At 40.4% G+C, this 12,703-nt stretch carries 13 protein-coding genes; 11 read left to right on the top strand and 2 right to left on the bottom strand.

Annotated elements, in window-relative coordinates:
- Positions 1 to 4 precede the first annotated feature (4 nt).
- From M3226_RS05865 to M3226_RS05840, 6 genes are all read left to right on the top strand, one after another.
- On the top strand, positions 5 to 934 hold the full coding sequence (locus M3226_RS05865; protein ID WP_251563485.1) for a peptidase U32 family protein: 930 nt from the start codon (positions 5 to 7) through the stop codon (positions 932 to 934).
- Positions 935 to 1,000: 66 nt separating this feature from the next.
- Positions 1,001 to 2,275: a peptidase U32 family protein gene (locus M3226_RS05860; protein WP_251563483.1), complete on the top strand. Its 1,275-nt coding sequence runs from the start codon at positions 1,001 to 1,003 to the stop codon at positions 2,273 to 2,275.
- A complete protein-coding gene (gene udk / locus M3226_RS05855; protein WP_251563951.1) occupies positions 2,272 to 2,907 on the top strand; it encodes a uridine kinase in 636 nt (211 codons plus the stop codon). Before M3226_RS05860 ends, udk begins: the two co-directional genes overlap by 4 nt.
- Before the next feature lie 160 nt (positions 2,908 to 3,067).
- On the top strand, positions 3,068 to 3,544 hold the full coding sequence (greA, locus tag M3226_RS05850; protein WP_251563482.1) for a transcription elongation factor GreA: 477 nt from the start codon (positions 3,068 to 3,070) through the stop codon (positions 3,542 to 3,544).
- A gap of 57 nt (positions 3,545 to 3,601) precedes the next feature.
- Positions 3,602 to 5,368: a peptidoglycan D,D-transpeptidase FtsI family protein gene (locus M3226_RS05845; protein WP_251563480.1), complete on the top strand. Its 1,767-nt coding sequence runs from the start codon at positions 3,602 to 3,604 to the stop codon at positions 5,366 to 5,368.
- Between the two features lie 69 nt (positions 5,369 to 5,437).
- Positions 5,438 to 6,064, top strand: a complete 627-nt coding sequence (locus M3226_RS05840) for a YrrS family protein (protein ID WP_251563478.1) — start codon at positions 5,438 to 5,440, stop codon at positions 6,062 to 6,064.
- A gap of 33 nt (positions 6,065 to 6,097) precedes the next feature.
- Here M3226_RS05840 and M3226_RS05835 read toward each other — a convergent pair whose 3' ends face one another.
- Positions 6,098 to 6,301, bottom strand: coding sequence for a DUF2536 family protein (locus M3226_RS05835; RefSeq protein WP_251563476.1), 204 nt, complete (start codon positions 6,299 to 6,301; stop codon positions 6,098 to 6,100).
- A gap of 289 nt (positions 6,302 to 6,590) precedes the next feature.
- On the opposite strand from M3226_RS05835, the gene mtnN reads away from it, so the two are divergent.
- The 5 genes from mtnN (at position 6,591) to M3226_RS05810 (ending at position 10,411) form a co-directional block, all read left to right on the top strand.
- Positions 6,591 to 7,286, top strand: a complete 696-nt coding sequence (gene mtnN, locus M3226_RS05830; protein ID WP_251563473.1) for a 5'-methylthioadenosine/S-adenosylhomocysteine nucleosidase — start codon at positions 6,591 to 6,593, stop codon at positions 7,284 to 7,286.
- Positions 7,287 to 7,303: 17 nt separating this feature from the next.
- On the top strand, positions 7,304 to 8,227 hold the full coding sequence (locus tag M3226_RS05825; RefSeq protein ID WP_251563472.1) for a PLP-dependent cysteine synthase family protein: 924 nt from the start codon (positions 7,304 to 7,306) through the stop codon (positions 8,225 to 8,227).
- A gap of 1 nt (position 8,228) precedes the next feature.
- Positions 8,229 to 9,362: a bifunctional cystathionine gamma-lyase/homocysteine desulfhydrase gene (locus M3226_RS05820; RefSeq protein WP_251563470.1), complete on the top strand. Its 1,134-nt coding sequence runs from the start codon at positions 8,229 to 8,231 to the stop codon at positions 9,360 to 9,362.
- 142 nt (positions 9,363 to 9,504) lie between these two features.
- Complete coding sequence (locus tag M3226_RS05815) at positions 9,505 to 9,759, top strand: YrhC family protein (protein WP_251563468.1); 255 nt, start codon at positions 9,505 to 9,507, stop codon at positions 9,757 to 9,759.
- Between the two features lie 511 nt (positions 9,760 to 10,270).
- On the top strand, positions 10,271 to 10,411 hold the full coding sequence (locus tag M3226_RS05810; RefSeq protein WP_251563466.1) for a YrzI family small protein: 141 nt from the start codon (positions 10,271 to 10,273) through the stop codon (positions 10,409 to 10,411).
- Between the two features lie 479 nt (positions 10,412 to 10,890).
- Here the strand turns inward: M3226_RS05810 and M3226_RS05805 are convergent, their stop codons facing one another.
- Complete coding sequence (locus M3226_RS05805) at positions 10,891 to 12,690, bottom strand: M3 family oligoendopeptidase (RefSeq protein ID WP_251563464.1); 1,800 nt, start codon at positions 12,688 to 12,690, stop codon at positions 10,891 to 10,893.
- Positions 12,691 to 12,703: the final 13 nt, after the last annotated feature.

Raw genomic sequence — 12,703 nt, 5'->3', positions numbered from 1 at the left:
AGGAATGAAAAAACCAGAATTGCTTGTTACTCCATTAACTGTTGATGATATTTTGCCATTAGCAGAAGCAGGTGCAGATGCGTTTGTAGTGGGGGAACAGCGCTATGGTCTTCGGCTTGCAGGTGAATTCAACCGTGAAAATGTCCGGAAGGCAATTGAAATAGCGCATAGTAAGGGCAAAAAAGTCTATTTGGCAATGAATGCAATTTTTCATAATGAAAAAATTGAAGAGCTTGGTGACTATATTCAATTTGCAAATGAAGCAAATGCAGATGCGATTATTTTCGGAGACCCAGCAGTTTTAATGACGGCAAGAGAAGTGGCTCCTGAGATAAAGCTTCATTGGAATACAGAAACAACCGGGACTAACTGGTTTACCTGTAATTATTGGGGCTCAAAGGGTGCGAAACGTTCGGTTCTAGCCCGCGAGATTAACATGGATGCCATTGTTGAGATAAAAGAGAATGCAGAAGTGGAAATTGAAGTACAGGTTCATGGTATGAGCTGCATGTTCCAATCTAAACGTTCCCTGCTTGGAAATTATTATGAATATCAGGGCAAGGTTATGGAAGTTGAAAACCGCAAAATGGATGAAAATATGTTTTTGCATGATAAAGAACGCGGTAATAAATATCCAATCTTTGAAGATGAAAATGGAACCCATATTATGAGCCCAAATGATATTTGTATCATTGATGAGCTCCAAGAAATGATGGAGGCCGGTGTCGACTCGTTTAAAATTGATGGGATTTTAAAAAGCCCAGAATATATTTTAGCTGTTACTAAAGCCTACCGTGAAGCTATCGATTTATGTGCCCAAGATCCAGATACGTATGATGACAAAAAGGCCGAGCTGTTAGAAGCAATCGAAGAAATTCAACCAGCCAATCGTCCGTTAGATACAGGATTCTTTTTCAAAGAGACGGTTTATTAGAAAAGTGGAGGCGACTGTTTAGTGCCGACTCAAAATCATTGAAATATTTATGGGAGGGGTTCAATCGTGAAGACAGTTAAAGACAAAATTTCTGAAATCATTGATGGAAAACGTGTCATTGTAAAGAAGCCGGAACTCCTCGCTCCAGCAGGCAATCTTGAGAAATTAAAAATTGCTGTACATTATGGTGCGGATGCCGTCTTTATCGGCGGCCAGGAATATGGCCTTCGTTCGAATGCCGATAACTTTACCTTTGAAGAAATGAAAGAAGGAGTAGAGTTTGCAAAGAAATATGGTGCGAAAATTTATGTAACAACGAACATTTTTGCTCACAATGAAAATATTGACGGGTTAGAAGAGTATATTCTAGGCTTAAAGGAAACCGGGATCGCAGGAATTATCGTAGCGGATCCACTTATCATCGAAACATGCCGCCGCCTGGCTCCCGAAATTGAGATCCATATTAGTACCCAGCAATCACTTTCCAACTGGAAGGCAGCCCAATTTTGGAAAGAAGCAGGAGCAGAACGAGTCGTTTTAGCCCGTGAGGTTGGGGCCGATGAAATTAGAGAAATGAAGGAAAAGGTTGATGTTGAAATCGAAACCTTTATCCATGGGGCGATGTGTATTGCTTATTCCGGCCGTTGTACATTGAGTAATCATATGACAGCAAGGGATTCAAATCGAGGAGGCTGTTGTCAATCTTGCCGCTGGGATTATGACCTTTATAAACTCGAGGGCGAGGATCAAGAAACGGCGCTGTTTGGCGAAGGAGACGCAGCATTTGCGATGAGTCCTAAAGACCTTAATTTAATCCAAGCTATTCCGAACATGATTGAGCTTGGAATCGACAGCTTGAAAATTGAAGGACGGATGAAATCGATTCATTATATCGCAACTGTCGTTAGTGTTTATCGTAAAGTCATTGATGCCTACTGTGCTAATCCAGATCATTTTGTTATTCAGAGAGAATGGTTAGAAGAGTTAGACAAATGTGCAAACAGAGAAACGGCTCCAGCCTTTTTTGAAGGAATTCCTGGGTATAAAGAGCAAATGTTTGGTAATCATAGCAAGAAGACAAAGTTTGAATTTGTTGGTCTTGTATTGGACTATAACGAAGAAACACAAATCGTAACCTTACAGCAGCGGAACCATTTTAAACCCGGGGACGAAGTGGAATTCTTTGGACCTGAAATCGAAAACTTTACACATGTAGTGGATAAAATTTGGGATGAAAAAGGAAATGAATTGGATGCTGCAAGACATCCGCTTCAGATTGTACAATTTAAAGTGGACAAACCGGTATACCCTAACAACATGATGCGAAAGGAGAACGCATAATGCGCAAACCGGTTGTTATTGGTGTAACCGGCGGCTCCGGCTCCGGAAAAACCAGTGTAACAAATGCCATCTATGAAAGTTTGAAAGATCTCTCTATCTTGGTCCTTCAACAGGATTATTATTATAAAGACCAGCACAATGTTCCATTCGAAGAACGATTAAAAACAAATTATGATCATCCGCTAGCATTTGACAATGACCTTCTGATCAAACATATTGAGAAGCTTTTACGATATGAAGCAATTGATAAACCTGTTTATGATTATTCCATCCATACACGCTCTGATAAGGTGATTCCTGTTGAACCTAAAGAAGTAATTATCTTAGAAGGAATTTTAGTCCTTGAAGATGAGCGTCTACGGAATCTAATGGATATTAAGTTATACGTTGATACAGATGCCGATCTAAGGATTATCCGCAGGCTAGAGCGAGATATCAGCGAACGAGGGCGGACGTTTGATTCGGTAATCGCCCAATATTTAAACGTTGTCCGGCCGATGCATAACCAGTTTATAGAACCGACTAAACGATATGCAGATATCATTATTCCGGAAGGCGGGCAAAATCATGTGGCGATTGATTTAATGGTCACAAAAATTCAAACAATTCTTGAACAAAAGTCATTTTTATGACACAATAGCAAAAGAATAGACTTAAATAAATAGTTATAGTGCGCGCCCTTTTTTGAAAGGACGCGCTACTATGTATTTACCGTATGGTATTATACCTACATAATATTATTACATACACAATTCTTATGGGGGATTGTGAAGACTAGAAGGAGTGAGGGTATTGGCTACAGAGAAAGTATTTCCAATGACACAGGCAGGAAAAGAAAAACTTGTCCAAGAACTTGAATACTTAAAATCAGTTAAGCGTAAAGAAGTGGTAGAGAGGATTAAAATTGCCAGAAGCTTCGGTGATTTATCTGAAAACTCCGAGTATGATTCTGCGAAGGAAGAGCAGGCATTTGTAGAAGGACGGATTACTACCCTAGAAAATATGATTCGTAATGCCAAGATTATTGCTGAAAGTGAAATGGCAGCAGACTCTGTTTCGTTAGGCAGCTCTGTTACGTTTATTGAGCTTCCAGACGGTGAAGAAGAAACTTATTCCATCGTAGGTAGTGCGGAGGCTGACCCGTTTGAAGGAAAAATCTCAAATGACTCACCTATTGCTAGAAGTCTTTTAGGGAAAAAAGTGGGTGACCAAGTTACGGTTCAAACTCCAGGCGGAGAAATGAGCGTACGGATTGTTTCCATTAAATAATTAAACACTTGTTTGAAAACCTCACACCTCGTCAAAACTTTTGACGAGGTGTTTTTTATGTGGAAAAGACGGGCAATTGGATGGCTTATTGTATGTATTACAGGTTTGGTACTGCTTTTAGTCCGGCTTATGGAAATTCAATTAATTGAAACAGAGACGTTTTCAAAGCATAACGTCAATTTACTTGAGGAAAGTGTTAAGCAAAGAACACAAGAGTTAGTGATTGATAATGGCCGGGGAAATTTTCTTGATCGAAATGGCGATATGCTTACCCATAAAAAAGTTTCTGTCCTCGTCCTATTTCCTTTTTTAAAAAAAATCGACTGGGATGCGAAAAAGGTTTCTGAAATTACCGGAATATCGGAGAACGTACTTAAAATGGCTGTTGCAGGGGCAAAAAAACCGTTTGCTTATGGTGACCCACAACCATTGGAGTTAACTTCATTACAAATGGAACGAATTAACGAATTAAATATTCCGGGTGTTTTTGCGATTGAAAAAAAGTTGGAACGATCCCAAATACCTGCAGAACAATTAATTGGTCTGACGGGTGAAAACCCTGAGGAAGTGAAAAAACGTTATCCTAATAAAGAATTGTCAGAGAAAACCTTACTTGGTGTATCAGGGCTTGAAGAAAGCTTTGATGAATTTCTGCTTCCTGAAGGGAAATCTAAACTAGTTTATCATGTAGATGGCTCCGGTGGTCCTTTATTTGGCATCAATGTTAAGTATGTCGACCCGGCCAACCCTTTTTATCCTGTTAATGTGCGTACTACCCTTGATAAGGGTATCCAGCAAAAGTCCGAAGACTTAGTGGACAAGTACCAAATTAAAAAGGGCGGTCTTGTCCTGCTTAATATTGAAGATAACACTGTCCTTGCAATGGTATCCCGGCCTGCTATTAATAAAAAGGATCCCTACAGCAGTGCAGGAATCACCAATAAAATGTTGAAACAGCAGATTATCGGTTCTGTATTCAAGACCGTTGTCGCAGCGGCCGCAATTGATAATGATCTAGATAACCCAATGCGTCAATTTAATTGCAGTAAGAAAATAAATGGGAAACCTGAACTAAAATATAATTATGGTATGCTTGATTTCACGAATAGTTTTGCAAGAAGCTGTAACCGTACGTTTGGGGAGCTTGGCAAGGAATTACAAAAAAAGGACCCGCACCTATTAGAGGAATATGCAGGCAAACTTTCATTAACCACCACAGTGGGCTGGCAGGGAGATGTCTATCATACAAGTAATTTCAAACAGCTTACAGAAGAGGAGGCTGGCCGTGTATTTGTTTCGGATGAGGCAAGGAAGGATGCCAACATCGCAGCGATGTCTGGAATCGGCCAGCAAGAAGTCCGCGCCACCCCTTTAGCAGTGGCGAATATGATGGCAACTATTGCAAGAGGGGGGGAAAAAGAGATGGTTAGGACAGTGTCCAAAATTGAATATAAAAATGGGACCACATTGGTGGATTTTCCTGTCCGAAGCCTTGAAGGGGATTCGATCTCCCCGTACACCAGTATGAAACTGCAAAAATTACTTCGCGGGGTTGTAACTAATCCTAATGGTACAGGCAGGTGGTTTAAAGATTTACCATATGAAGTTGCCGGAAAATCAGGGACTGCTGAAACAGGAAAATATTTGGCAGGTAAGCAGCTTCATAATAAATGGTTTGCCGGATATTTTCCATATAAAAAGCCAAAGTATGCACTTGTCGCTGTAAATTTGGATGTGTTAGATTTCGAGGGCGGAGTGAATTTGTTATTTGCAGATATGGTGAAGATGCTCTATGAAACAGATTATGAAAAAAGTAGTAAGTAGGTTTTCCCTTCAAGTTCTCTTTAAATCATGTTAGAATATTAAGAGCCTTATTTATAGGAGGGAAAAATCTTGAGCAATGATTCCAATTCACGTTCGGGTTATCGAGCGAAACGAAAAAAAACAAATGTGGTTCTGAATACTTTGATTGTGGTTGTCCTGCTATTAATTATTTTTGTTGCTTATAATATATTTTCATCAGGAAATGATAATGCTGCGTCGTCAAAGACGGAAAGTACAAAAACGGAACAAACAAAAACTACAGATAAAGAAAAAACAACAGATAAAGAATCAACAACCGATGCGAAGACGAAGGACGACACTGGATCAAGTGATGACAGTTCTTCTTCAGAGGATCAAACGGCAGCCGAACAAGAAAGTCAAGAAACAACCACACCTGAACAGCCAGATGATACACAGGCTGTTGTTACTGATGATGGAACTTCTTCCACGACACAATCAGGTGAGCATAAAATGACATTTGAGGGTGAAGATTGGCAGGCCATGTTAAATGCCATTTCCAAAGCAACAGGTCTTGACCAAAGCAATATGACAGTATATTGGCTTGGCAGTGATAAGTCTACTAGCAATGGAGCCGTTGGGACCGTTGCCTCTAAAGATAAGTCACAGAAATATAAGGTTTATATAAAATGGGTAGATGGCCAAGGCTATGTTCCTACAAAGGTTGAACCACAATAATGAAAATAGGATGGTGCATCTAATGGCACCATCCTATTTCTTTTTAAAATGCACAACCGCTGTAAAATAGGTCTGACCGTTTTCGTTCACATGCATTTGATGTGAAACAGAGTGGACGGATAGCATAATAGCACGATTTTCATCAATCTGTGACTCAATCTTTTTCTGCAATGTATTTAAATGATCCGCCTCAAAAAATTCTACCTTATCCTCAATAAAGTCAAGTTGAAAATTCATCTGGCTCCCCCTTTCCCTATGTTGATTTTAGTAAATTTAATGTTTGTATACAATTGTTTTATCCTTAATCTAGCACGTTGTTTTTAAATGGTGATAGAATAGGGTTTGCGGATACGATGCAGGAATACGCGGAAGATTATATTCGTACATTCAAATATAAAAACTAATTGCTTACACTAACCTGACAATACATAACTGAATACAATAATACAATCCCATTTTGATGGAGTGTATATATTTATTTGTCCGGGTTAATGGAAGGCTACAGAAAGAAGAAAGAGGTAAATATATGAAGATCGCAATTATTGGAGCAATGGAAGAAGAAGTAACCTTACTACGAGATCATATTAAGGGTCAAACACAAGAAACAGTTGCGGGCTGCGAATTTACATTTGGTAACATGCATGATTCAGAGGTCATCTTACTGCGTTCGGGTATTGGGAAAGTAAATGCGGCGATGTCGACGACCATCCTGCTTGAAAAATATAAGCCCGATTGCATCATCAATACCGGTTCAGCAGGAGGATTTAATCCTTCGTTAAACGTTGGAGACGCTGTTATTTCAACAGAAGTCCGTCATCATGATGTCGATGTAACTGCCTTTGGATATGAATATGGTCAGGTACCCCAGCTCCCTGCTGCCTTTTTGGCGGATGACAAATTAATTTCTGTGGCTCAGTCTGCCGCAATGGAACTTGATGATTTTCGAATTGTTAAGGGACTAATCGTAACCGGTGACTCATTTATGGAAGACCCGGAAAGGGTTGAGTTCGTTCGGTCGAAATTTACGGACCTTCAGGCGGTAGAAATGGAAGCTGCAGCGATTGCGCAAGTGGCCCACCGTTTCGGAGTTCCATTTGTGATTATTCGTTCGCTTTCTGACATTGCCGGAAAAGAGTCCGAAATCTCATTTGATCAGTTTATCGACAAAGCAGCAACTAATTCTGCTACTTTGGTTATGAAAATGGTAGCTGCATTAAAATAGTACTTAGGGGTGGAGCAATGCAGTTTTACAAAAACGTCCATGAATTAATTGGGCATACACCTATGGTTGAAATTACACAATTTTCTTTGCCTAAAGGCGTTCGTATTTTTGCAAAGCTTGAATTCATGAACCCAGGGGGAAGTGTCAAGGACCGGCTTGGAATTAAACTTTTAGAAGAGGCGTTTTCAAGCGGGAAACTAAGGTCTGGCGGTACTGTCATTGAACCCACTGCTGGAAATACCGGAATTGGTCTGGCGCTAGCCGCGATTAATAAAGGAGTACAGGTCATTCTGTGTGTACCAGAGAAATTTAGTATCGAAAAACAGGAATTAATGAAAGCACTGGGAGCTAAGGTCGTTCATACTCCAACAGAACAGGGGATGAAGGGAGCCATAGCTAAAGCTGACGAGCTTTTAAAAGAAATCCCGGGTTCCTATTGCCCGCGGCAATTTGGGAATCCGGCTAACCCTGAAACATATTATAAAACACTCGGGCCTGAAATTTGGGAACAAATGGATGGGAACGTCCATATTTTTGTTGCCGGGGCAGGCACTGGCGGAACCTTTATGGGGACCGCCCGGTATTTAAAAGATCAGAACCAAGCAGTTAAGACTGTTATTGTAGAACCAGAAGGATCCATATTGAATGGCGGCAAATCGGGACCTCACAAAACAGAAGGAATTGGGATGGAATTTTTACCAGGCTATATGGATCCCACTTATTTTGATGCGATTCATACCGTTTCAGATGTTAATTCCTTTCGTCTGGTAAAGGAATTAGCTATGCAGGAGGGACTGCTTTGTGGGAGTTCTTCAGGTGCAGCCTTCTATGCAGCCTTAGAGGAGGCAAAGACGGCAAAAGCAGGGACCAATATTGTGGTTATTTTTCCGGACGGCAGTGAACGTTATTTAAGTAAGAAGATTTTTGAAGGAGGCATATAGCTTGAGACCGAAAACAAGATTAATTCATGGCGGTATCAGTGAAGACCCTGCAACTGGCGCTGTTTCTTTCCCAATTTATCAGGTAAGTACGTATAAACAGGAGGGGGTTGGAGGGCACAAGGGCTTTGAATATTCCCGAACCGGAAATCCTACTAGACATGCGTTAGAGGAGCTTATAAAGGAAATTGAAGGCGGTACAGCAGGTTTTGCTTTTGGCTCTGGAATGGCGGCGATTACGGCTGTATTCATGCTGTTTAACAGCGGGGATCATGTCGTCATCACAGATGATGTCTACGGTGGGACGTTCCGTGTATTGACGAAGGTATTAAAGCGCGTTGGTATTGATTCAACCTTTGTAGACACTAGCAATTTGGAAAATATTCAACGTGAAATTCGTCCAAATACTAAAGCAATTTACATCGAAACACCGACCAACCCGCTCTTAAAGATTACCGATATTGAAGCAGCAGCAAAGCTGGCAAAGAAGCATAATTTGTTAACAATCGTTGACAATACTTTTTCCACTCCTTATTGGCAAAATCCGCTTGAGCTCGGCGCAGATATTGTTCTTCACAGTGCGACAAAATATATTGGCGGCCACAGCGATGTGGTGGCTGGTTTAGCGGTGGTAAACAGCAGCAAGCTTGCTGAAGACCTCCATTTCGTTCAGAACTCCACTGGCGGCGTTTTAGGGCCGCAGGATTCATGGCTATTAATTCGCGGGATTAAAACTTTGGGAATTCGTATGGAGGAAACGGAAGAGAATACGAAGGCGATCGTCGCATTTCTACAAACCCATCCAAAGGTCAACAAAGTATTCTATCCAGGCCTTGAAACCCATCCTAATCATGAGATTGCCAAAAAACAGGCAAGAGGGTTTGGCGGCATGGTTTCCTTTGATGTTGGCAGCGGGGCAAATGCAGATCTGATCCTTAGCAGAATTAAATACTTTACCCTGGCAGAAAGTCTTGGAGCCGTCGAGAGCCTAATTTCCGTGCCAGCACGCATGACCCATGCTTCAATCCCGGCTGAACGAAGAGCCGAGCTAGGCATCACAGAAGGTCTAGTCCGAATATCTGTAGGCATTGAAGACGTCGAGGACCTGATCGAAGACCTATCACAAGCATTAAAATAATCATAATGCAGCAAAAGGTGACAGGCACCATGTGAAATTTTCACATGGTGCCTGTCACCTTTTCTAATATTTACATACTGTTTAGCTGCTACATCTGTGGTAAAGTAGGTTAGTAGATTTTAAGAAAGACAGGTGATAAGTAGTGAAGCAGCAAACCAAGGTGTTGTATGAGAAGATGGTCGATTTTAAACGTTTCGGAACTGTCTTATTGGCTGTTGGAATCTTTTTTTATTTAGGAGTTATTATTCCGGTTGAAGCAAAAACTGAACTCGCACTAAATTTGATGGTCCTTTCTTCCACATCCTCTATTGCTTTGTCAATTTTGTTTTTTATCCAGTACAAGCAATGTCAACTAAAGCTGTTTGAAATGGATGATCACGAAGATTTAAATAATTAAACGCTAGGCGCACCGATTTTTAGTCGGGGCGCCTTTTTACGTATTTTAAGAGGGCATTTTCCTTATTTGAAAAAAACTTACAAAAAATGGTTTACAAAGTTAGTTAGCGTGGATATAATTACCATAGAAAGTGAAATATTCCAAAGGAGGTCGAAGAAAATGATGTTAAATAGAGCCGTTTACTCAAGCACTGTAACAGCGTCCACTAGTGTGAAAACTGTATATCTGAGTATCACCCATTCGACCAGATTGGAATGGATCACTTAGCGTATCAATTGCGCAAAGAGACAATACATATCCATGCCGCAGGGAGAATGACGCCTTGCGGTATTTTTGTGCCTAAAAATTAGGCTCTGGCCGCAGGGAATCTCTTTCTGCGGCCTTTTTGTGCCCTTTTTAAAAGCCATTTGGATATGTGGTGCATAAGGTAAAACTGCAGGCATTGGACGTATCAACTTCTCTTTGGTTTCAGCTGTCATTTAAAAATTTTTATTTAAGGAGGTGGTTGTACATGACCCTCAATATTCTATTTTTCTCGATTACCATCAAAAAACGAAAAATCAGCACCGAAGAAGCAATTCATCAAGAAATGGTTGAAAAGCTGTATGAACAAAACAAAGACAGACAAATTTCTATGTATCGAAACAATTAGAAGTAACTATTAAAAATTATACAAGGAAAGGTGGTTTTTGATATGATGTTTTTTCTAATGCAAGGACGGGGAGCAAGCTTATGGGGTATGAAGGATACCACCTAGTCAAGGAAGAAAAAATAGGAGGTAAAATCACAATGCCACTGCATACTATATTCTTATCATTAATAATTTTTAAATGGAAGAAAACAAACAAACACACCACTTCGTAACGAGTCATAAATTAGCCATGTTAGTAAACCTCTTATCAATTGTTAACAAAATGTTCATGATTCCTTTAGATTGGTACTGTGAAAATATGATAAATTCAAATTAGAAAATAACAGATCTCTAAGGGGTGGAGAACATGTTTATGGTTGTAATGGCTCTCATTATTACAGGGGCAATTGGATGCGTAATTTCAGCTAAGATAAGTGTAGAATAATATAAAATAAATGAGCATTGGCTTAAAAAAGCCGATGCTCATTTATTTATCTCGATTATTTCTTTTCAGTTAATTCAAGGAATTCATCGATATCAGCAAGACAAGTACCTACGGCTTTTTCCCAAAAGTCTTTTTGGGTTAAATCCACTTGTAAATGTTTTTTTGCCAAATCCTCTACCTTCATGGAGGCTGTGTCTCTTAACAAAGCCATATATTTTTCCTCATACCCTTTCCCCTCTTCAAGGGCCTGTGCATAGATTCCCAACGAGAAAAGGTAGCCAAATGTATAAGGGAAGTTATAAAACGGTACATCCGTGATAAAAAAATGGAGCTTAGAAGCCCAAAATAGTGGATGATATTCCTCTAAAGCATCACAGTAAGCCTCTTTCTGTGCTGCCAACATCAATTCACTAATTCGATCTGCAGTGACAGTCCCAACTTTCCTTTCCTCATAAAAACTCGTTTCAAATAAGAAGCGGGCATGGATATTCATAAGAAGGGCAACCGTCCGCTGGATTTTATCATCCAATAGAACAAGCTTTTCTTCTTCGTCCTTAGCATTTTTAACAGCTGCATCTGCCACAATCATTTCGGCAAAGGTTGAGGCTGTTTCTGCCACATTCATGGCATAGTTGCAATTGAGAAAGGGGACGTCTCTCATTGCATAGGAATGAAATGCGTGACCAAGCTCATGGGCGAGTGTAGATACATTTGATGGCGTACCGGAGTAGGTCATAAAAATTCGCGATTGTTCGTTCTCTGGAAGATATGTACAAAACCCTCCCGGTGCTTTCCCTGGACGGTCCTCTGCTTCAATCCATCGTTCCTCGAAAGCATTTTTCGTAAAGGCCGCGAGCTTTTCTCCAAAAAGGGCAAAGTTCTGTTCAATAAAGTGGGCCCCTTCTTGGTAAGGTACCTTTGTTTCCGTTTTTCCGTAGGGAGCATCTAAATCAAACCAGCTTAACTTCTTAAGTCCAAGGAGATTAGCCTTGCGCTCCAAATAATCAACAAGCTTTTGTTTATGCTGCGAAATAACGGACCACATCGTTTCCAATGTTACTTTTTCCATCCGGTTAATGCTGAGTGGTTCTTGTAAGACATCTCCCCAGCCTCGCTTCTGGTAAACACTTAAACGGAATCCCGCAAGATGATTAAGTGTTTTGGCCAGAATGTCGGCTTGGTTTCCCCAGGCTTGTTCCCAATTTTTAAAAACAGCAGCACGAATCTCACGGTCGGGGTTTGAGAATTTGTTAAAAGCTTGTCCGACGGAAAGCTGTTGTTCCTCACCGTTTTCGCTAAAGGGAACTTTTATTTTACTAACTATTAAATCATAGAGTTGTCCCCAGCTATGATAGCCGTCAACTTCAAGGGTGCTGATTATGGCTTCTTCTTCTTTTGAAAGTTTCTCTTTAGCTTTTTCTCGGCTCTCCGTTAAAACAAAGCTAAATTCTTTCAACGGTTCTGCAGCAACTAACTGCCCCCAGACTGTGTCATTAATTGTGGTGAAGTAATGATCCAGTGAACCTATTGCTGTTTGAAATACCGCTCCCAAACTTGTTATTTTTGCATCAAGAGAGTAGGCCTTTTTATCTTTTGTGTTTTGTGCTAATAGACAGCCAATAAACGCCCCTGCATGAGTTAACTTCTTTGCTGCCTCTTCTAAATCGCGTAAAAGTTCCTGCAGGTATTCGCTGTCCTCCACTGAATTAAGGGGTGTCCAATTAGTTACCTTTGCTTCAAACCCTTTAATACTTTCTTCCGTTTGAATGATGAACTTATGTAATTCATTGGAATCACTTCCTCTAGGGAAGAATACATCAAGATTCCATACTTCTGAATATGTATTGACTTTCATGTTTGTACCTCCT

The sequence above is a fragment of the Neobacillus cucumis genome, from assembly GCF_023715505.1.
This window is presented reverse-complemented; position numbering and strand designations above follow the sequence as displayed.